Origin of the sequence: Mycobacterium sp., assembly GCF_049802695.1 — a bacterium.
Lineage (GTDB): Bacteria > Actinomycetota > Actinomycetes > Mycobacteriales > Mycobacteriaceae > Mycobacterium.
Genome location: NZ_JBARMY010000262.1, coordinates 1 through 20,942 on the forward strand (window position 1 = coordinate 1; position 20,942 = coordinate 20,942).

A 20,942-nucleotide genomic window follows, 5' to 3' on the forward strand; every position below is an offset into this window, starting at 1 on the left:
CCGCTGACCGGCGCGCTGAACGAGGGCGCGGGGGCGGTGCGCCGCCATTCGATGAGCTCCTGGGGAATCTCGCGCAAGAAACGCGACTCCGGATTGAGCATGGGCTGGCCCCAGGAGGACCGGACGACGGCTCTGCTGACATACAGCCGTTGCCGCGCCCGGGTGATGCCGACGTAGGCCAGCCGCCGTTCCTCGGACAGTTCACGCGGGTCGTCCAGCGACCGCATGTGCGGGAACATCCCGTCCTCCCAGCCGGTGACGAACACCACCGGGAACTCCAGGCCCTTGGCGGTGTGCAACGTCATCAGGGTGACCACACCGGCGCTGTGTTCCGGGATCTCGTCGGCGTCGGCGACCAGCGACACGCGTTCCAAGAATTCCGCCAGCACACCGGTGTCCGGCACGTCCTCATCGTCGGGAACGTCTTGAGAATCCGGGCCGTCTTCGAGCGCGGCTGCGTTCTCCCGGTCGGTGCTGAATTCGTGTGCCACGCTGACCAATTCGTTCAGGTTGTCCAGCCGGGCCAGGTCCTGCGGATCGGTGGAGGCTTCCAGTTCCATCCGGTATCCGGTCCGGTCCAGCACCGCCTCGACCAGGTCGCCCAGATCGTCGGCCAGTTTGGCGCGCAGCTCGTCGAGCAGTTCGACGAAACCCGCTATCGCTTTCACCGCACGCGGATTGAGCAACGGAACATTGCCTTCGGCGGCCGCTTGAAGCGCGTCGCCGAAGCCGGAACCGGTGTTCTCGGCGTACACCGCCACACAGGCCTCGGCGCGATCACCGATGCCGCGTCGCGGCGTGTTGAGAATGCGCCGCAAGCTGACCGCATCGCCGGGATTGTCCAGCACGCGCAGGTAAGCGACGATGTCGCGGATCTCTTTGCGTTCGTAGAACCGCACGCCGCCCACGACTTTGTACGGAATACCCGCGCGGATGAACACCTCTTCCAGCGACCGTGACGAGTTGTTGGTCCGGTAGAAGACCGCGACGTCGTCATAGGTGATGTCGCCGCGGTCGACCAGCGCATCGATCTCGTCGGCGACGAACCGGGCTTCGTCGTGCTCGTTGTCGGCGACGTAGCCGACGATCAGCTCTCCTTCGCCGGCGTCGGTCCACAGCCGTTTGTCGCGGCGGCCGGAATTGCGGGCGATCACCGAGTTGGCCGCCGACAAGATGTTCTGCGTGGAGCGGTAATTCTGTTCCAGCAGGATCGTGGTGGCGTCCGGATAGTCGCGTTCGAAGTCCTCGATGTTGCGGATCGTGGCGCCTCGGAAGGCATAGATCGACTGGTCGGCGTCGCCGACCACGCACAGCTCCCCGGGCGGCACGCCGTCCTTTCCGTCTTCGAGGCCGCGGCCGACAAGCTCGCGCACCAGCACGTACTGCGCATGATTGGTGTCCTGGTACTCGTCGACCAGGACGTGGCGGAAGCGGCGCCGGTAATGCTGGGCGATCTGCGGGAAGGTCTGCAACACCCCGACCGTCTCGCCGATCAGGTCGTCGAAGTCCAGCGCGTTGGCAACGCGCAACCGGCGCTGATATTCGGCGTAGACCGAGGCCGTCGTGCGAGCCAGGTCGTCGGTGCCGTCGGTGATGTCGTCAGCGGCCTTCTCCGGATCGATTAGTTCGTTTTTCAGATTCGAGATGCAGTTGGCCAGCAGACGTGGCGTGTACCGCTTGATGTCCAGGCCCATGTCGCGGCCGATCATCTGCAGCAACCGTCGGGAATCGTCGGCATCGTAGATGGAGAAGTTGGAATTCAGCCCCTGGATCAGTGACGCCTGGTTGCGCAGGATCCGCACGCAGGTCGAGTGAAACGTCGCCACCCACAAAGAGGATCCCGCCCGAGCCCCCACCAGTTGCACCACACGTTCGCGCATTTCGGCAGCGGCCTTGTTGGTAAACGTGATCGCCAGGATCTGGCCGGGCCCGACGTCGCGCGCCGCCATCAGGTAGGCGATACGCCGGGTCAGCACCGCGGTTTTGCCGGACCCGGCGCCGGCGACGATCAGCAGCGGTGAGCCCTCATGCAGCACCGCCTGGCGCTGCTGGGGGTTGAGGCCGTCAAGGAGTTGTTCTGCGCTCGGGACGGACCTGGCAGCGGTCACATGCACACTCAATACGCGCTGCTCCTCCTCATCGCTCCGCTCTGCATCGTCGACAGCGGTCATAGTCGATGACAAACCTACCGCCGTGCGGCGACAACTTTGCGCTCAGACCACCCTTGGTGGCACACTCGTTTCGTGCTCAATGCGCAGCTTCGTCGATTTTTCTACGGGTACCGGCCAGCGGTGCCCGGGGTGTAGCTGCTCGAAGAAGAGCCCCGCGGTCCGCATCGGAGATCCGGGGCTCGTCTGTTGTGTGAGGCCCGAGACGGATGACACCAGAACCCACCAACAGCGACCATACGGAGTCACCACCGATGACCGTCGACACTGCTAGCGAACAGCTTCCCGACATCGATGACCTGCGCCACGAAATCGACCGCCTGGACGCCGAAATCCTCGCCGCGGTCAAACGCCGCGCCGAGGTTTCCCAGACGATCGGTAAAGCGCGGATGGCCTCCGGCGGCACCCGGCTGGTGCACAGCCGCGAGATGAAGGTCATCGAGCGCTACAGCGAGCTGGGTCCCGAGGGCAAGGATTTGGCGATACTGCTGCTGCGCCTGGGCCGCGGCCGGCTCGGCCACTGAACGTTTTCGCCTACGTTCGTCCGGCCGCCGGGCCGCGTGACTATGGTCGAAAAGTATGACTGCCGTTGAACAGATCCCGGACATCTCGGCCACTTCTGCGTGGGATGCGCTGCGCAAACACCACGCTCAAATCGGGGAGACCCACCTGCGTCAGTTCTTCGACGACGATCCTGACCGCGGCCGCGAGTTGACGGTCACCGTGGGCGACCTCTACATCGACTACAGCAAGCACCGCATCACCCGCGAGACCATCAAGCTGCTGACCGACCTGGCCCGGGCGGCCCACCTCGAAGAGCGTCGCGACGCGATGTTCGCCGGCAAGCACATCAACACCTCCGAGAACCGTGCTGTTCTGCATATCGCCCTGCGACTTCCGCGCGACGCCGAGCTCGTGGTGGACGGGAAGAACGTCGTCGAGGATGTGCACGCGGTGCTGGACCGGATGGGTGAGTTCAGCGATCGGCTGCGCAGCGGCGAGTGGACCGGTGCCACCGGCGAACGCATCCGCACCGTCGTCAACATCGGCATCGGTGGTTCGGACCTGGGCCCGGTGATGGTCTATAAGGCGTTGCGCCACTACGTCGACGCCGGCATCTCGGCCCGGTTCGTCTCCAACGTCGATCCCGCCGACCTGATCGCGACGCTGGCCGACTTGGAGCCGGCTACAACACTTTTCGTCGTTTCCTCGAAGACGTTCTCCACCCTGGAGACGCTGACCAACGCCACCGCCGCCCGGCGCTGGCTGACCGACGCGCTCGGCGACGACGCGGTGGCCAAGCATTTCGTCGCGGTATCGACGAACGAGAAGCAGGTCAAGGAATTCGGTATCGACACCGCCAACATGTTCGGCTTCTGGGATTGGGTCGGCGGGCGCTACTCGGTGGATTCGGCGATCGGGCTGTCGGTGATGGCGGCCGTCGGCCGGGAGGGCTTCGCAGACTTCCTGTCCGGATTCCATCTCGTCGACGAGCATTTCAAAACCGCGCCGCTAGAGGCCAACGCGCCGGCGCTGCTCGGCTTGATCAACGCGTGGTACTCCGGGTTCTTCGGCGCGCAAACCCATGCGGTGCTGCCGTATTCCGACGACCTGGCCCGATTCCCGGCCTACCTGCAGCAGCTGACCATGGAGTCCAACGGAAAGTCCACTCGCGCCGACGGCACACCGGTCACCACCGACACCGGCGAGATCTTCTGGGGCGAGCCGGGAACCAACGGCCAACACGCCTTCTACCAGTTGCTGCACCAGGGCACCCGGCTGGTGCCCGCCGACTTCATCGGGTTCTCCCAGCCGCTGGAAGACCTGCCCCAGGCCGACGGCACCGGCAGCATGCACGACGTGTTGATGAGCAACCTGTTCGCCCAGACCCAGGTGCTGGCATTCGGCAAGACCGCCGAGGAGATCGCCGCCGAAGACACGCCCGCTGACGTGGTGCCGCACAAGGTGATGCCCGGCAATCGGCCGACCACGTCGATCCTGGCCACTCGGCTCACTCCGTCAGTGCTCGGCCAGCTGATCGCGCTCTACGAGCATCAGGTGTTCACCGAGGGTGTGCTGTGGGGCATCGATTCTTTTGATCAGTGGGGCGTGGAACTGGGCAAAACCCAGGCCAAAGCGCTGGTCCCGGTGATCAGCGACGACGCCGCGCCTCAGAAGCAGTCGGACAGCTCAACCGACGCGCTGGTGCGCCACTACCGCGCGGAGCGCGGCCGGGCTACTTGAGCCGCGCCGAGCGGGGCCGAACAGCCTGAGCGCCCGCTCCCCTTCGCCGCGAACGTGCACAATTGCACACTTCTCCGCGGCGTGTCGTGTGCAAACACGCACGCTCGCGCCGGAACGGCTGGCTACTTGAGCAGCCGGGACAGTCGCCGGTCGGCCAGTATCTTGCCGCCGGTCTGACAGGTCGGGCAGTACTGAAACGACTTGTCCGCGAACGAGACTTCCCGCACGGTGTCACCGCACACCGGGCACGGGAGACCGGAGCGCGCATGCACCCGCAGACCGGAGCGTTTCTCGCCCTTGAGCGTCGCCGCCTGCTGACCGACCAATCGGCTCACCGCGTCGGTCAGCACCAACACCATCGCGTCATGCAGAATGACCATCTGCTCGCTGGTCAGCTTCCCCGCCGTGGCGAACGGCGAAATCCTGGCGACGTGCAGGATCTCATCGCTGTAGGCGTTACCGATGCCGGCGATCACCTGCTGATCGGTGAGCACGGTCTTGATCCGGCCGCTGTTGCCGGCCAGCAGCTCGGCGAGATCATCCGGACCCAGCGCCAGCGCGTCGGGGCCCAGCGCGGCGATTTGCGGTACCCGTTTCGGGTCGTCGACGAGCCACACCGCCAGCCGTTTCTGGGTGCCCGCCTCGGTCAGGTCGAAGCCGGGCGCCTCCCCCGGCGTGCCCAGGTGCACCCGCAACGCGATCGGCCCCTTACCGGGCCGCAGCGGCGCGGCAGCCAGTTTGTCCGACCACCGCAACCATCCGGCACGCGACAAATGGGTGATGAAGAACAGCTCGCCCACTTGCAGCCCGAGGTATTTGCCCCACCGCTCAGCACCGACGACCGGCTGGCCGTGCAGCGCGGTGAGGGGCGGGTCGAAGGTCTTCAGCACCGATAAGGCGGCGACGTCGACGCGGCCGATCGGCAGGCCGACGGCGTGCCGGCGCAGGTGGTCGGCCAGCGCTTCGACTTCGGGTAGTTCGGGCATCTGTCCAGTGTGCGCTCACCGGCGCAGCAGATAGATGTCCATGATCCAGCCGTGCCGGGCGCGCGCCTCAGCGCGCAACGCGGCGATCCGGTCACCGACCTCGCCTACCGTGCCGCAAACCAGCAGCTCGTCGTCGGTGCCGAGGTAGGCGCCCCACCAGATCCGCGTGCCGCCGGGGCAGCAGCGAAACGAGCAGTCGCCGTCGAGCATGACCACGGTCGAGCCGGCCAGGCCGTGGTCGCGCAGCTGCCGTCCGGTGGTGATCAGGACGGGTTCGCCGACGTCGTTGAGCGGGATGCGATGCCGGGCGGTCAGCGCCTGCACAGCGGTGATGCCCGGGATGACGTCGTAGCTGATGTCGATCGGCAGCGCGTCCAGGATGCGCAGCGTGCTGTCATACAGCGACGGGTCGCCCCACGCCAGGAACGCTCCGACACCATCGGCGCCGAGTTCGGTCACGATGGCTTCGGCCCAGAGTTGCGCGCGAGCGGAATGCCAGTCCGCTACCGCTCTCCGGTAGTCGCCGTCCGCGCTCCGCTGCGGGTCGGGCAACTCGACGAATCGGTAGCCGGGCTCGCGGATGAACCGCTCGCAGACCTGGCGGCGCAATGCGACCAGATCGCTTTTGGCTTCGCCTTTGTCCATCGCGAAAAACACCTGGGTGTCGTTCAGCGCCTCGATCGCCTGCACGGTCAGGTAGTCGGGGTCGCCGACGCCGATGCCGATGACGTGGATGTGCCGGCCCGCCATGTCGCCCGAGCCTAGTGCCGCCGGCCCCGAACTACCGGTATCCGGTACCGCGGGTATTGACATCTTGCGGACGTCGTCCCTAACGTCTGGTGGCAGACACCGATGAAGGGGCGTCAACGATGACTACTGCGGTGAAACCGGATGGGCCCAGTCGCGAGGAGTTCTCCGAGCGTTTGCTCAAGGGTTCGGTCAAGAAGTCCTATCAGCCGGTCGTCGACATCGACTGGGACGCGCCGCTGGATCCGGACAAGTTCTATCTGCCGCCCAGGATCGTGTCGCTCTACGGCACGCCGATGTGGGAAGAGATGACCCGCGCGCAGCAGATCGAGCTGTCACGCCAAGAGTTGGTCAACACGCTGTCGGCGGGCATCTGGTTCGAGAACATCCTCAATCAGGCGCTGCTGCGGACCCTGATGCACGAAGACCCGACCAGCCGGGCATCACATTACGCGCTGACCGAACTGGGCGATGAAACCCGGCACATGGTGATGTTCGGCAAGGCGATCGAGCGGGTGGGGGCCAAGCCGGTCCGCCCGCGGCTGTATCACCGGGTCATCATCAACACCTTGCCGCTGCTGTTCCGCGGCGCCCTGCTGTGGGTTGCCGCGCTGATCGGCGAAGAGATCTTCGACGCGCTGCAGCGTCAGATGATGGACGACCCGGAGATGCAGCCGATCGTCCAGCGCCTGATGCGAATTCACGTCACCGAAGAGGCTCGTCACATCCAGTTCGCCCGCGACGGCCTGCGTAAGCGGGTGGCCGAGATGCCGCGAGTCAACCGGTGGTTCATCGCCAACATCAACGGGCTCGGCGGAGTGTTCTTCCGCTATCTGTTCACCAATCCGATCCCGTATGCGCGTACCGGTCTCGATCCGCGACGCGCACGCCAGGCCGTGCGGAGTAGCCCGCACCGCTACCAGGTGCAGGTGAGCGGATTCGCTTCGCTGGCAGCGTTTCTGACGGAGGTCGGGCTGATGGGCCGGATTGCGTGCCGGCAATGGACCCGCAGCAGATTCCTATGAGCCCAGCGGCCGTTGCCGTCATCGGCACCGGCGCAGTCGCCACGCGTGCCGCAAATCAGCTGTGTCAGGGCGACATCGCCGACGTCGTCATCCTCGAGCAACAGGTCAGCAGCTCGGTGTTCGACGACGACACCGACACCTGGGTGTTGGAAACGTCGGCTGAGACCTACCGCAGTCGCGTGGTCGTCGCCGCAGACGAGCAGACCTTTGTCCCGTGGATTCCGGATCTGTTCCGCAACAGCAGCTTCCGAGGGCAGTCCTTTCACTCGAGAGGATGGGATCCGGCGCTAGATGTGACCGGCAAGCGGATCGCCCTGGTCGGCGGTGACGCCGCCGGCGGCCGACTGATCGACCACCTTTGTGTCCGCGGCGCCGCCGTGAAGGTCTTCGGCCTTCCGCCGCGGCGCATCGTCCCGATGCTGACACGTCGTCGCAGCCGCGTCAGGCGGCAACGCAGCGCCGAACTCGTGACCTCACTCATCGACTCGGTGACCGCAACCGGGATCCGCACCCGCGACGGTGAGGACCACGACGTGGACGTGATCGTCTTCGGCACCGGGTTGTCGATCCGGGACGAGCTTTCCCCTGTCCGGCAGTCTTGGCGGGACGGGATGGAGCCCTATGCCGGGGTGGCCGTCCACGGCTTCCCCAACTTTTTCTGGCTCACCGGCCCGCATCACGACACACAACTGCGCCACATCGCGGAGTGCCTGCAGCTGATGCGTGGTGCCCGCGCAACGCGGATCGAAGTGCGGCGCAGCAGCCAGCAGGTGTTCAACGAGCGCGTCCATCTGCGAGCGCTGCCGCATCGCCCGGTGGCGCACGCCTACGACGTGTCGAGCGGTGCCGACCGTGAAGAACACGCCTACGACGGGACGGCGACGCTGACGATCGACGACACCCATCGTCAGGTGCACGTCCGGCTGACCGGGCACGTCGATCCGCTGGATGGGAATTACCACTGGCAAGGCACCGTCTTCGATCCGCTGCCCAGCGACGTTCTTCGGCGATCGCGGCAGGTGATGCTCGATGCCGGTACGCGCAGTGCACCTGCGCGGATCACCGAGCAGACCCCCCAGGGTGTGCATTCGATCGCAGGCGTCGGCGCACCGCCGTTTGCAGTCAACGGTGCCGAACTGGCGGTGCCTCGACTCTGAGGACGCCCCGTCGCACCTGTCGGATGCCGAAAAAGCCCGTTATCCTGGTTTGATACCCGGCACGGGTTGCCTGCTCAGCCGAGCGGGTAGCCCACACAGGGTGGTTAACGCGGAAGCAGGCGAACACACGACGCTCAATGTGGTAGCGGTAGGTGCTTCGGCCGGTGGGGTGGAAGCGCTCACCCAATTTGCCGCCGGATTGCCCCCAGATCTTCCCTACGCGGTGCTGGTGGCGCTGCACATGCCGGCGGGCGCACCCAGCGTGCTGGCCCGCATAATCGACCGCAACGGCCCCCTGCGAGCCGTGAACGCCGTAGACGGCACGCCATTGGAACACGGCATAATTTATGTCGCCGTCCCCAATCATCATTTGCTGGTGCAAGACCACCGCATCCTTCTGTCTGAAGGTCCTACCGAAAACGGCCATCGGCCCGCCATCAATGCGCTCTTCCGCTCGGTGGCCCTGGCCTATGGTCGACATGGGGTCGGGGTACTGCTGTCCGGCGTGCTTGACGACGGTGTTCTGGGATCCGCGGCCATCCGGGCCCGTGGCGGCACCACCATCGCACAGTCGCCTTTTGACGCCCTGTTTCCCGCTATGCCGCAGAACGCGGTCGACGCCGGTGTCATCGACCACAGCGACATAAAGGCGGCGGAAGTGGGAGGCCTGCTCAAGGAGCTGGCCGACCGAGGATTCGAGGAAAGCCATATGAAACCCGACGACCGAATGGAACTGGAAAACCGCATCGCGATGGCACGTAGATTTGCGACGGCATTCGACACCGAAGAGCTCGGACACCCGTCGGGTTACACCTGTCCCGATTGCAACGGGTCGCTGATCGGGGTGAGCGACGGCAATTACCGCTGCGAGGTCGGCCACGCCTGGACAGGTGACTCGCTGCTTCGCGCCCGCGATCAAGAGGTGGAGTGTGCGCTGTGGATCGCGGTGCGCAGCCTGCAGGAGAAGGCCAGGCTGTCCCGGCGGCTGGCCGACCAGGTCGCTCCCGGCATGTTACGACAGCGGTACGACGCGCTCGCTGACGAGGCGGAGCACGCTCTGGGCGTGCTGGGCAGCCGGTTGACCGAGGCCTACGTCGAGCAGGGCCGAGCCAGTGACTAAGCCCGTCAGTCAACTCGTTGTGCACGCCGACACCCTGGACTCATGTTGTCTGCTCACAGTCAGCGGAGTCCTGGACAGCGTCACCTATCTCGAGTTGCGGAACACCATCATCAAGGCGGCGATGGACCAACCCCCGGCCGTGCTCATCGACGTCACCCAATTGTGGGTTCCCGCGCCATCGGCATGGTCGGTATTCACCAGCGCCCGCTGGCATGTCAGGACGTGGCCCGATGTTCCGATCATGCTGACCTGCGCGCATCAGGACGGCCGAGACGACATCGCCCGCAACGGTGTGGCCCGCTACGTGCCGGTGTATCCGTCGGCCGAGACGGCGCTCGCAAGACTTGTCGATCGAGGTCAACCGTTCAAACGGCGAGCCCGTGCCGAATTGCCTGCTGTCCCGTCCAGCCTGCGACGGGCCCGGAGGCTGGTTGCGGAGGTGCTGGAGGACTGGTCAATGCCTGAGCTCGTCGCGGTGGCGACGGTGATCGTCAATGTGTTCGTCGAAAACGTGCTGGAACACACCCGAAGTGATCCCGTGTTGCGGCTGGAAAGTAACGGCATCACCGTCAGCGTCGCGGTGGAGGACGGCAATCCCATGCTGCCCGTTCGTCACGAGGACGGCCCGCTCGGCGGCCAGCTGGTGTCCGGGCTCGCGATCGTGGCTGCGGTGAGCCGGGTCTGGGGTAACCTGCCGACGCCGTCGGGTAAGACGGTGTGGGCGGTGGTCGGTCCGGAAAACAAGCTCTAGCCTGACCACGAACTGGCACTACTCGCGAGAGACACGCGGGTATTGTGCAAATTCGCGACGTGGTGTCGGCGGATGGAACGGAATGGTTGTAAAAGTAGACGCAGATCGAGATGAGTCATTCGAGACGCTGCTGCGATATCTGCGTGACTCCCGCGGGTTCGATTTCACCGGCTACAAGCGCGCCTCGTTGATGCGGCGGGTGCGCCACCGCATGGACCAAGCCCGGTATGAGACGTTCGAGCAGTACCTCGACGTGTTGCAGGCCAGTTCCGACGAGTTTTCTGCGCTGTTCAACACGATCCTGATCAACGTCACCGCCTTCTTTCGGGACAGCGAGGCATGGGAGTACATCGCCTCGGATGTCATTCCGCGGATACTCGCCGACCGCGGGCCCAACGACTTGATCCGAGTCTGGAGTGCGGGCTGCGCGTCGGGCCAAGAGGCGTACACCCTGGCGATGCTGCTCGCCGATGCTCTTGGCCCCGACGAATTTCGCCAGCGAGTGAAGATCTACGCAACCGACGTGGACGAAGATGCGCTCACCGAGGCGCGTGCTGCCACCTACGACACCAAGGCCGTCGAGTCGGTGCCGCCGGAACTGCTGAAGCGTCATTTCGAAAACATCAACGGCCGCTACGTCTTCCACAAAGATCTGCGCCGTGCGGTGATCTTTGGCCGCAACGATCTGGTGAAAGACGCACCCATCTCCCGAGTGGACTTACTGGTGTGCCGCAACACATTGATGTACATGAACGCAGAAACGCAACAAAATGTTCTGAGCCGTCTGCATTTTGCACTCGCCATGCATGGCACGCTTTTCCTTGGACATGCTGAGATGCTGTTGAGTCACAGCGACCGGTTCACGCCGCTGAACCTCAAGCACCGGATATTCCGGAAATCGATCCCATCTCAAGGCGCACTGGACCGCTACGATTCCGCGGCGGCGCCGTACGAGCGACACGGCGACATCCCCGGCCTGACCACGTTGCGGGATTCAGCCTTCAGGGCCAGTCCGGTAGCTCAGCTCGTGGTGACCGGCGAGGATACTCTGGCGATGGTCAACCAGCAGGCCGAATCGCTGTTCGGGCTCTCGGCCCGCGACATCGGCCGTCTGCTGCGCGACCTGGAAGTGTCGTATCGACCGGTCGAGTTGCGCGCCTATCTCGAACAAGCCAAGGTCGACCGGCGGTCAGCCAGGATCCAGGACGTCAGCTGGCAGCGCCCCGGTTCGGACACCGTGTGGTTCGAAATCCACGTCAACCCGCTCATCGACTCCGACAACGGCTTACTCGGCGTGTCGATCGCCTTCTTCGACGTGACCGCAACCAGGGCACTTGTGGACAAGGTGGTCCAGACCAACCGCCAGTTGGAGGCGGCCTACGAAGAATTGCAGTCCACCAACGAAGAACTGGAAACCACCAACGAGGAACTGCAGTCGACGGTGGAAGAACTGGAAACCACCAACGAGGAGCTGCAGTCCACCAACGAAGAGCTCGAGACGATGAATGAGGAGCTGCAGTCGACCAACGACGAGTTGCACATCATCAACGACGTATTGCGTGAGCGCAGTGTCGAACTCGATGACGCACGGTCTTTCGCTGCCTCGTTGGTCAACTCGATACATCTCGGGCTTGTGGTGGTGGACCGCGAAATGCGCGTACTCGTCTGGAACCGCGGCTGCGAGGAATTGTGGGGTCTGCGGTCCGACGAGACCAGGGGCCGGACTCTCACCTCCTTGGACATCGGACTGCCGGTGGAACAGGTCCGCCCACTGATCGGCAATGCGTTCGTAGACCCGAGTAATCCGTCAGAAGTGTCGGTCGAAGCGGTCAACCGGCGGGGCCGGCCCATTCAGGTGCGGGTGACCTGCACAGGTTTCCAGGCATCTGCCGAAGAGGGTGTTAACGGCGCGGTGCTGTTGATGGAGCCGCAGTCCTAGGCCGTTCCATTGCGCAGAGCGTCGAATTCAGCCTTGACGATGCGGTAGCAATCGCACGCCGTTCGCTTCAGTGCCTGCCGGTCGACGACAGTCATTGTGCCGCGGCTGTAACGGATGCTGCCCTCAGCCTGAATTCGTTGCGCGGTCTCGGAAACGGTTGGTCGCTGCACGCCGAGCATCTGTGCGAGGAATTCTTGCGTCAGCGGAAAGTCATCGCTTCCGACCCGATCGTGAGTGGTGACCAGCCAGCGGGCCATTCGAGCCTCCGTTGAATGGGTACTGTTGCACACCACGTTTTGAGCGATCTGAACCATCGTCGCCTGCGTGAAACGGTTCAACAACGCATGCAACCCGCCGTCGCGGCTCAGCGCCCGGCGGAAGTCTGCTACGGCGATGCGGGCGGTCGCGCCGGATACCTGGCAGAACGCCGCTTGCGGACTGGTCGCGGCGCCGAGGTAGGCCGGCAATCCGACGATTCCTTCGTAGCCGATGGTGGCGACTTCGAGCACGATCTTCTCCTCGGCCACCGCCACCAGGGAGAACACCGACGTCAGCGGAAAGTAGATGTCGACGATCGGCTTGCCCGGCTCGTAGGCGGAGTGCCGGAGTTCCGCCTGCTCGACGTGCAGATGAGGTTTCAATGCGGTCAATTCGGAGTCAGGCAATTGCGCCAGAATCGCATTGCGACGAAGATCCGGTTGCGTCATGTCCGCCGGGGTACCCACTTCGTCAGCGCATATGTCAGGTGCCCGACACAACGATTACCCTGGCTCTCATGTCGGTGACCGAAACCACTTTGGCGCCCAACTTCGGTCGGGTGGCCGTGCTGGCGTCTCTAGGCGGGCTCGAGGCCATCACGGCCGTGTTAGCGCGTCTTCCGGCAAGCTATCCCGTGCCGATTGCGGTAATCCAACACCGTCGCCGGCTGGATGGCCGCGACCCGCTCGCCGCTATCCTCGCGCACCGAACGGAGTTGTCCACCCGGGTGATCGAGGCGGGCGCGCCGGCAGAACAGCCCGGGATCTCCGTAGTGCCTGCCCACGCCGCAGCGAGTATCGGCGACGCCGGGGAATGGGTGCTCGCGGACAGCGACTCACGCAGCGGGCCGGGCGACGCGCTGCTGATCAGTTCGGCTCGGCAAACGCCGACCGTCGCCGTTGTCTTGACGGGTTCGCAGTCGGACGGCAGCGAGGGATGTCGCGCCGTCAAACGCGGCGGCGGCAGAGTGCTGGTTCAAGATCCGGCAACGGCGCGTGCCCCGAGTATGCCCGCGAACGCGATCGCCACCGGATGCGCCGATTTCGTTCTGCCGGTCGAGCGCATCGCCAGCGCGCTGGTGGCTTTGACGACAGCGCCGGGGGCAGCAGAGTTGCTTGCGGTTCCCCTGCCACCGTGGGCGCGCTTGAGTTCCTGAGTTCGCCCTCATCACCAACCGTGCTGTTCAGCTTCCACCAGCTGCCGGGCGATAGTCACCAGCGGTACGTTCGAGCTCTGCGATAGGCGCTTGAGCAGCTCGAACGCCTGCACAGCATCGACCTTGAACCGCTCCATGACCATGCCTTTGGCCTGACCGATAATGTCGCGGGTCTCCAGTGCACTGCGGAACTGCAGGTCCCGGCGGACCATGTTCCAGGCCACGGCCACATGGGTGGCCACTATCAGCCCAAGTTCTATCGCATCATCGTCGAAAGAATAAGGTTGTTCGGCGTAGAAGTTCAACGCGCCCATGGTGTAGTGATCGGCGAACAGCTGGAACGACATAATCGAGCGGATCGGGGTTTCGCTGATGGCGTCGCGGCAGTACTTCGGCCAGCGGTCATCTTCGGCGGCTACATCGTCGATCTTGATCATGTGCTGTTCCCAGGCAGCCGACAGACACGGACCGGAGCCGTGTCGTTCCTGGATTTCGTCGAGCAGCTTGGGATAGTCACCGATCGCCGCTGCTGTCCGCACTCCGCCGTCGCGGGACGCGATGGTGATGCCGGCGTACTGCGCTCCGGGCAAAGACTCCAGGGCGCTTTCCGTCAGTTCGGTCAGGACCACGTCGATGTCGGTGGGTTCCTGTTGCTGCACACTTCGGATCAACTCCGCGACCTCCGAAATCAGGCCGCCCAGACCACCCCGCGCGCGGTTCATGTCGGTCACATTTGCCGGTCGAATGCCGCTGTCACTGCAGGTACTTGACATAAAGTCACCATTTTCCTCACCAGTGATCACTCACGGGTGAATACTCGCCTACAACGTTAGACCCTTTCCGCGCCCGAAGCGGAACGAGTGTGAATTCATTTCCACTATTTCCGCCACGCCACAAGAAATTCGGCGATAAAGGAGGCATCGTGCGGTTCAGCTATGCCGAGGCGATGACCGATCCGGCGTATTACGTTCCGCTCGCGAAGGCCGCCGAGGCCGCCGGCTACTCGAGCATGACGATCCCCGACAGCATCGCCTATCCCTTCGAGTCCGACTCGAAATATCCCTACACACCCGACGGCAGCCGCGAGTTCCTCGACGGCAAGGCGTTCATCGAGACGTTCGTGCTGACCGCAGCGCTGGGCGCGGTGACGACGACGCTGCGATTCAACTTCTTCGTTCTTAAGCTGCCCATCCGGCCGCCGGCCCTGGTGGCCAAGCAAGCCGGTTCGCTGGCGGCGCTGATCGGCAACAGGGTCGGCCTCGGCGTAGGCACCAGCCCATGGCCGGAGGACTACGAAGTGATGGGTGTGCCGTTCGCCCGGCGCGGCAAGCGCATGGACGAGTGCATCGCCATCCTGCGCGGACTGACTTCCGGCGAGTACTTCGAGTTCCACGGCGAGTTCTACGACATCCCGAAGACGAAGATGACGCCGGCTCCCAGTCGGCCGATTCCGATCCTGGTGGGCGGGCACGCCGACGCTGCGCTGCGCCGGGCGGCGCGGGCTGACGGCTGGATGCACGGCGGCGGCGACCCAGCCGAACTCGACCAGTTACTGGCTAGGCTCAAGCGTTTTCGCAACGAAGAGGGCGCCGGCGGCTCGTTCGAGATCCATGTCATCTCCGCCGACGGTTTTACCCTCGACGGCGTCAAGCGACTGGAGGACAGGGGCGTCACCGATGTGATCGTCGGCTTCCGCATTCCCTACATCGTAGGCCCGGACACCGAGCCGCTGGAGACCAAGATCCGAAACTTGGAGCTGTTCGCCGAGAATGTAATCGCCAAAGCCTAGCGAGACATCCTGCTGCGGCTCAGGCTGGTTCGAGGCATTCGGTTGTGCGGCCGGCGAAGCGTTTCAGCGCCGCATCAGTCGAATGCGCGATCGGAAGCGCACGGTCGACATCGGCCACGAGCAGCAGCCGGTGCACTGAACGGCTGCCAACCAATACCCACTCCACGCCGGCTTTACGGCATCGCTCACCGAGAACCATCAAATTTCTAAGGGCTTGCACGGCAAAGAATTCCACCTGCGTCATGTCGACCACCAGGGCCGCAGAAGTGGAAGCGTAGCGGTGAGCATGCTCCCTGATTTGGTCAGCATTGCAGGCGTCGATCTGCCCACCGATGGCCAGCACGGTAATGCCGTCATTCGTGTATCGGTGCAGCCACGCGCCACGGCACTCAATGACGCCGTCGTTCAAATCGATTGACGAATTTCGGCAATATGCAGCATTCATGGCAAACCATCCTGGAAGATTTCAGAGATTCGGACTTAACGCCGAGGACGAGTTGCCCCTATGAGATTAAGGTCAAGGTAGCCCGCGCTATGCGCCTCTTCAGGCTGACACCTCAACCTTCACCAACCCTAGCAGACATCGCCGGAAAGCTGGCGGCGTCACATCAATCCGCCGGTGTCGCCGCTGGTGAGGCGCGGTGTGCCGAAGGTCACCGTGTCGGTAGGGAAGTGTGGCGGGGCCGGTGTGCTTACATGGATCGGTGACCTGATCGCGGACCCGACGATCGATCGCTGAGCCAACAGCGCATCGTCGACGCGATTTCTCAGCGCCCCCACTGCTCGCACTCAGCGATTGTTGTCGGGCGCGCAATCCACTGTTTTGGAGACCCGATGACCACGAGTAATCGGCTGGCCGTTGAGATGCCCGCTGACTGGCTGAACCATCTGGGCTGGTTTCGCTTCTACTTCGATGACGACAGTTGGACGTGGTCAGCGCAGATGGAGCAGATGCACGGCTACAAACCGGGCAATACGGCACCGAGCACGCTGCTCCTGCTCTCGCACGTGCAACCTTGCGATTACGAAAGGGTGGCTGCCACCCTGCGGAACGTCCGCCGCACCGGCGAACCGTTCAGTTCACGCCATCGCATCGTTGACACCCATGATCACGTGCATGACGTGGTGATGACCGGTGCACCGCTGCATGATTCGCGCGGAGAGCCGGCCGGCGTGCAGGGCATGTGCGTCGACCTGTCGGAGGCGGCCGCACCGGCCGACCATTGCCGCTATGAACACACGACGAACCAATTGCGTATCGTGAACGCCGGCAGGGGCTATCCAAAAGATCGGCGGCAACGAATCCGCGCCGCGACGCGCTGCTGACTTCCGCCGGTCGTTTCGCTCAGCTGTGCTTGGCCAGCCACTCGGCCTGCATCACCAGCAGCGACAGCACATCCAGTTGCGGTGTGGTGGAGTCGAGTTCGCGATAGCGCTGGTAGATGTTGACCACCACCCGCTCGGCATCCAGCCAGGTCGCGTATTCCCCGAGGTCGATGATTGCGGCGGCTTCGGCCAATGACAGTCCCTTACGGTGGGCGGCTTCGGCTTGCTCGGCGATGTGGACGAGATAGCCTCGCACAGTGTGAATTCCATCGGCATCGGTGACCGGTCCGTGGCCCGGGACGACGATAGGAGCGTCGAACGCGATCATTGCGTCGCAGGCTGCAACCCAGTTGGCGATCGGCCCGGCCCATACGATCGGAGTACAGCCGATGAACAGCAGGTCCCCGGCGAACAACACGCCGGCGTCGGGGATGTGCACTACCGAGTCGGCGGCGGTGTGCGCGGGCCCGAGGTTCAGTAGCCGGGCCTGCCGGCCGCCGACGTCGATGACGAGTTCGTCGTCGAACGTCTGATCGGCGTTGCGGACAGTGATGCCGCTGAAGTCGAAGTGGCCGAAGCGCTCTCGTGCATAACGGGTCGCGGCCGGACCGAGGTCGGCACTTTGGATCATCGCCAGCATCTCGGGAGACATGCCGCGCGCGATCTCCTCGGCGGTGCCTTTGGCGGCGATGACGCGAACCGACCGATCGAGCAACTGGTTGCCGTGTGTATGGTCCCCATTGGAGTGAGTGATCAGCGCATCGGTGATTGGGGCATGGTCGGTAAGGGGTCGCATCGCGGCGAGCATCTCGCGGGTGAGCGCCAGATCGAACAGGGTGTCCACCAGCAGCGACGCGCCGTCGCCGGCGATCAATCCGGCGTTGCTCCAGCCGTATCCACCGTCGGGCAGTGTCCAAGCCCACACCCGATCGGCCACCTCGTGCAGTCCGCGGGTGTAGGGCGCTTTCGCCGGCGCTCGGTTGACGCGGGGCTTGGCCGGCTTGACGTCCGGGTTGCGCCGCGCCGGTAACGGCTGCGGCCGTGGGGTGGCGCGTACCGTCTGCCGAAGTTCGCCCAAGCCGTCGACTTTCAGGGTGACCACGTCCCCGTCGCGCAGCCAGCCCGGGAAAGTATCGGGCGCAGCCGGATTGAGATGTTCCACCAGCGTGCAGGTGGGCACGGTGCCCGAGCCGAACACGTCACCGGGTCGCAGCGCGACGCCGCGTGACGCGTAGGAGATGACTTCACCGAAAGTCCAGTCCATCGCTTCCGTCGACCCGAAACCGATCACCCTGTCGTTGACCAACGCAGTGACGTCGAGGCTCAGTTTGCCGTCGCGGCGGTGCGACTCGAGCTCGTCGGGCGTGAGCAGATAAGGACCGAGCGTGACCCCGCTGTCTTTGCCCTTGGCCTGCCCGATCGCCAGCTGACCCTCCAACTGCTGCAGGTCACGCGCGGACCAGTCGTTGAAGATGGTGTAGCCGATGATCGCCTGTTCGGCGTCACCCACCGACAAGTCTTTGCCCTCGATGCCGATGATGGCGGCGATTTCCAGTTCGAAGTCCTGCCAGGCGCTTCCCGGCGCCATCGGAGCGTCGTCGTACGGGCCGAGCACGGTTGTGGGACAGGCGAAGTAAAACGCGGGGATGCGGTACCAGGTGTCTTTGAGGACCCGGCCGCCACCCATGGCGGCTTGGCAGTTGCGCATGTGGTCCAGGAAGCACAGGCAGTCACGAATCGACGGTGGACACGGGATGGGCGCCTTGAGCGTCACCTCGCTCAACGGCACCGTCGCCGGTGAGCGCAAGGCGGCTTCACCGGCCGCGTACAGGCCGGTCGCGCCACGCCTGACGAGGTCGAGCAACGTCACGCCGGGCGGTGTCGCGTGAATCATCGAATCGCCGGAAAGCACACCCGCGCGTTCGCCGTCACCCTCCCGGTAGGTCACCCATCGCATGGGCTTATTCTCGCACCACTTCTTCGGGTGTCTTGTCCGGTCGCAGCCCGCGCCAACTGGGCTGCCGGAGCCGGCCGTCGGAGGTCCACTCGCTGTACCGCACCTCCCCGACCAGCGTCGGTGCTACGAACGTCACGCCTTTGGCGTCACGCGTGGGCAACCGTTGGTTGAACGGAGAATCCTTGGTGCGCAGCGGTGTCAACGTCTTCTTCAAGTCCGACAGGACACGTTCGGTGAAGCCGGTACCTACCCGGCCGACGTAGTCCATCCCGCCGTCGGCGGGAATACCCATCAGCAGCGAACCGACTCCGCTGGTGCGTCCGCCTTCACCGGCGCGCCAGCCGCCGATGACGACTTCCTGGCTTTTCCAGTGTTTGTCCTTGATCCACGACGCGGAGCGGCGGCCGGGCTGATAGGTCGAGTCGCGCTTTTTGGCGATGACGCCTTCCCAGCCCATCTTCTCGGACTGGGCCAACGCTTCGGCGCCGTCTCCGGGCAGCGCATCCGGCACGATGAGGTTGCCGTCGGCGGCCAGGGTTTCCAGCAGCCGGCGCCGGTCGCGGTAGCTCGCACGAAGCAGCGAACGGCCGTCCAGGTAAAGCAGGTCGAAAGCCCAGTACTCGATGCGGGTGGCGCGCACCCGGTTCTGCATCTGGGAGAAACTGGGGATGCCGGCGTCGTCGAGTGCGACGACCTCGCCGTCGAGCACCACATGATGATCGGCGAGATCAGCTGCCACCACCTGTAATTGCGGGAACTCCTTGGTGACGTCGCGTCCTCGGCGCGACCGTAAGCACACCGTGCCGTGGTCGGCGTCGACGAGCAGCCGGTAGCCGTCCCACTTGCCTTCAAAAGCCCACTGGCCGGCCTTGAGATTTTCCACCGAACCTTCGGTGGTCAGCATCGGTGCGAGCGTCTCGAACTCGAAGACGTTCTGGTCTTTCATCCGATGCGCCAGCCATTGGTCGCCCTTGGTTTGTATCAACGCGTAGCGACCTGAGATTCGGCTGCCGTGCAAGTTGACGATTACTTCGTCTTCCAAGAACTTCTCCGCGTCATAGGTGCCCGAGTCCCAGATGATCACTTTGCCCCCGCCATATTCGCCCTTCGGGATGCTGCCTTCGAACGTGCCGTATTCGAGCGGATGGTCTTCGGTGTGCACCGCCAGGTGGTTGACCGCCGGGGTGTCGGGCAGGTTCTTCGGGACCGCCCACGACACCAGCACTCCGTCGCGCTCCAGACGGAAGTCGTAGTGCAGCCGTCGTGCGTGGTGTTCTTGGATGACGAACGTATTGTTGTTTCCCGCAGTGGGATTGGCGATCGGTACCGGCTCGGGAGTTTTCGATGCGTCGCGCATGCCGCGGTATTTGGTCAGCCGGTCCCGGATCTTCACATCGGCGTCCAGCGGCGCCAGCAGGTCACCGTCACGCTCAACGCGGGCGAGTACTTCTTCGAACCGCAGCTGACGAAGCTTCGGATCGTCGAGTTCGTCCCAGGTGCGCGGCGCGGCAACTGTGGGCTGTTCGCGGCCGCGCAGCGAATACGGCGCAATCGTGGTCTTCGACTCGCTGTTCTGGCTCCAGTCGAGGAAGATCTTGCCCGCTCTCAGGCTCTTCGTCATCGTCGAGGTGACCAACTTCGGCATCGCCTGTTCCAGTTGCAGCGCAACTCGTTTGGCGAGCACCACCGCACCCTTGCTGCTGACCGGCTTGTCCAGCGGTGCATAGAGGTGGATGCCCTTGCTGCCGCTGGTGAGCGGAAAGGTGGTGAGTCCGATATCTGCGATCAGGTCCCGGACGGCGCGAGCCACCTCGGTGAGTTGCGTCATCTTCACGCCCTCGCCCGGGTCCAGGTCGAACACCAATCGGGTTGCCGGACCGGGGTTCAACTCTTCTCCGCTTCGGGTCCACTCGGCGACGAACCGCCACTGCGGCACGTGCACCTCCAGCGCCGCCTGCTGCGCGATCCAGGCCAGGGCGGTGGAGCTGTCGATGATCGGATAGGTCGTGGTGCCGGATCGGTGCGTCACGCTCGCGCGCGGCAGCCAATCGGGCGTGGACGAGGCGAGCTGTTTCTCGAAGAACGACAATTCTCCGACGCCGTTGGGCCAGCGCTTGCGGGTGGCAGCACGGCCGGCGACGTGCGGCACCATCACTTCGGCGATGCTGGTGTAGTAGGCGAACACCTCGGCCTTAGTGACACCTTTGCGGCGTCGACCGGCCGGTGGATACAGGACCTTGTCGGGGTTGGTCAGTTTCACCTGCGGCCCAGACGTCAAGTCGGGGGGCCAAACCCGCGGCGAATTCATGCTGCCAAACT

19 protein-coding genes and 1 pseudogene are annotated in these 20,942 nt (G+C 64.3%); 10 read left to right on the top strand and 10 right to left on the bottom strand.

All coding sequences use genetic code 11. The features are described 5' to 3' along the window. Positions 1-2,120 (bottom strand): UvrD-helicase domain-containing protein (locus tag WA317_RS10685; RefSeq protein ID WP_425173030.1); only part of this gene is annotated, 2,120 nt, incomplete at its 3' end. Between the two features lie 257 nt (positions 2,121-2,377). Between WA317_RS10685 and WA317_RS10690 the strand changes: the two genes are divergently transcribed. Further along, positions 2,378-2,692, top strand: coding sequence for a chorismate mutase (locus WA317_RS10690; RefSeq protein WP_425173002.1), 315 nt, complete (start codon positions 2,378-2,380; stop codon positions 2,690-2,692). A 55-nt stretch (positions 2,693-2,747) separates the two neighbouring features. Further along, positions 2,748-4,412 carry a glucose-6-phosphate isomerase gene (pgi, locus tag WA317_RS10695; RefSeq protein WP_425173003.1) on the top strand — a complete coding sequence of 555 codons (1,665 nt, stop codon included), beginning with the start codon at positions 2,748-2,750 and terminating at the stop codon, positions 4,410-4,412. Positions 4,413-4,534: 122 nt separating this feature from the next. On the opposite strand, the gene WA317_RS10700 is transcribed toward pgi, so the two are convergent. The 3 genes and pseudogenes from WA317_RS10700 to cobF form a co-directional block, all read right to left on the bottom strand. Further along, positions 4,535-5,029 carry a zinc finger domain-containing protein gene (locus WA317_RS10700; protein ID WP_425173031.1) on the bottom strand — a complete coding sequence of 165 codons (495 nt, stop codon included), beginning with the start codon at positions 5,027-5,029 and terminating at the stop codon, positions 4,535-4,537. 126 nt (positions 5,030-5,155) lie between these two features. After that, positions 5,156-5,398: pseudogene (locus WA317_RS10705) on the bottom strand (DNA-formamidopyrimidine glycosylase family protein); the annotation flags it as partial. Positions 5,399-5,413: 15 nt separating this feature from the next. Continuing rightward, the gene (cobF, locus tag WA317_RS10710) at positions 5,414-6,148 is read right to left on the bottom strand and encodes a precorrin-6A synthase (deacetylating) (protein WP_425173004.1); all 735 of its coding nucleotides are present in this window, start codon (positions 6,146-6,148) and stop codon (positions 5,414-5,416) included. 119 nt (positions 6,149-6,267) lie between these two features. Here cobF and WA317_RS10715 point away from each other — a divergent pair, with 119 nt between their 5' ends. The 5 genes from WA317_RS10715 (at position 6,268) to WA317_RS10735 (ending at position 12,137) form a co-directional block, all read left to right on the top strand. Then, positions 6,268-7,170, top strand: coding sequence for an AurF N-oxygenase family protein (locus WA317_RS10715; protein WP_425173005.1), 903 nt, complete (start codon positions 6,268-6,270; stop codon positions 7,168-7,170). Beyond that, entirely contained in the window at positions 7,167-8,327 is a 1,161-nt protein-coding gene (locus WA317_RS10720; protein ID WP_425173006.1) for a DUF4873 domain-containing protein, read from the top strand. Before WA317_RS10715 ends, WA317_RS10720 begins: the two co-directional genes overlap by 4 nt. Positions 8,328-8,427: 100 nt before the next feature. Further along, positions 8,428-9,447 carry a chemotaxis protein CheB gene (locus tag WA317_RS10725; protein WP_425173007.1) on the top strand — a complete coding sequence of 340 codons (1,020 nt, stop codon included), beginning with the start codon at positions 8,428-8,430 and terminating at the stop codon, positions 9,445-9,447. Then, entirely contained in the window at positions 9,440-10,198 is a 759-nt protein-coding gene (locus WA317_RS10730) for an STAS domain-containing protein (protein ID WP_425173008.1), read from the top strand. Before WA317_RS10725 ends, WA317_RS10730 begins: the two co-directional genes overlap by 8 nt. Positions 10,199-10,280: 82 nt before the next feature. Beyond that, positions 10,281-12,137 carry a CheR family methyltransferase gene (locus WA317_RS10735; protein ID WP_425173009.1) on the top strand — a complete coding sequence of 619 codons (1,857 nt, stop codon included), beginning with the start codon at positions 10,281-10,283 and terminating at the stop codon, positions 12,135-12,137. Here the strand turns inward: WA317_RS10735 and WA317_RS10740 are convergent. Beyond that, the gene (locus WA317_RS10740) at positions 12,134-12,844 is read right to left on the bottom strand and encodes a Crp/Fnr family transcriptional regulator (protein WP_425173010.1); all 711 of its coding nucleotides are present in this window, start codon (positions 12,842-12,844) and stop codon (positions 12,134-12,136) included. The genes WA317_RS10735 and WA317_RS10740 overlap by 4 nt on opposite strands. A gap of 68 nt (positions 12,845-12,912) precedes the next feature. Here WA317_RS10740 and WA317_RS10745 point away from each other — a divergent pair, with 68 nt between their 5' ends. After that, entirely contained in the window at positions 12,913-13,551 is a 639-nt protein-coding gene (locus WA317_RS10745; RefSeq protein ID WP_425173011.1) for a chemotaxis protein CheB, read from the top strand. A gap of 11 nt (positions 13,552-13,562) precedes the next feature. Here the strand turns inward: WA317_RS10745 and WA317_RS10750 are convergent, their stop codons facing one another. Then, complete coding sequence (locus tag WA317_RS10750; protein ID WP_425173012.1) at positions 13,563-14,273, bottom strand: GAF and ANTAR domain-containing protein; 711 nt, start codon at positions 14,271-14,273, stop codon at positions 13,563-13,565. A 200-nt stretch (positions 14,274-14,473) separates the two neighbouring features. Here WA317_RS10750 and WA317_RS10755 point away from each other — a divergent pair, with 200 nt between their 5' ends. After that, on the top strand, positions 14,474-15,340 hold the full coding sequence (locus WA317_RS10755) for an LLM class flavin-dependent oxidoreductase (RefSeq protein ID WP_425173013.1): 867 nt from the start codon (positions 14,474-14,476) through the stop codon (positions 15,338-15,340). Positions 15,341-15,359: 19 nt separating this feature from the next. Here WA317_RS10755 and WA317_RS10760 read toward each other — a convergent pair whose 3' ends face one another. Continuing rightward, positions 15,360-15,749, bottom strand: a complete 390-nt coding sequence (locus WA317_RS10760; protein ID WP_425173014.1) for an STAS domain-containing protein — start codon at positions 15,747-15,749, stop codon at positions 15,360-15,362. A 194-nt stretch (positions 15,750-15,943) separates the two neighbouring features. Next, positions 15,944-16,129, bottom strand: a complete 186-nt coding sequence (locus WA317_RS10765) for a hypothetical protein (RefSeq protein ID WP_425173015.1) — start codon at positions 16,127-16,129, stop codon at positions 15,944-15,946. A gap of 75 nt (positions 16,130-16,204) precedes the next feature. Between WA317_RS10765 and WA317_RS10770 the strand changes: the two genes are divergently transcribed. Beyond that, positions 16,205-16,666, top strand: coding sequence for a PAS domain-containing protein (locus tag WA317_RS10770; protein ID WP_425173016.1), 462 nt, complete (start codon positions 16,205-16,207; stop codon positions 16,664-16,666). A gap of 19 nt (positions 16,667-16,685) precedes the next feature. On the opposite strand, the gene WA317_RS10775 is transcribed toward WA317_RS10770, so the two are convergent. Together WA317_RS10775 and WA317_RS10780 are read right to left on the bottom strand one after the other, a co-directional pair. Further along, on the bottom strand, positions 16,686-18,623 hold the full coding sequence (locus WA317_RS10775; protein ID WP_425173017.1) for a fumarylacetoacetate hydrolase family protein: 1,938 nt from the start codon (positions 18,621-18,623) through the stop codon (positions 16,686-16,688). A 4-nt stretch (positions 18,624-18,627) separates the two neighbouring features. Next, positions 18,628-20,931 (bottom strand): ATP-dependent DNA ligase, encoded by a 2,304-nt coding sequence (locus WA317_RS10780; RefSeq protein WP_425173018.1) that lies wholly within the window; start codon positions 20,929-20,931, stop codon positions 18,628-18,630. Positions 20,932-20,942: the final 11 nt, after the last annotated feature.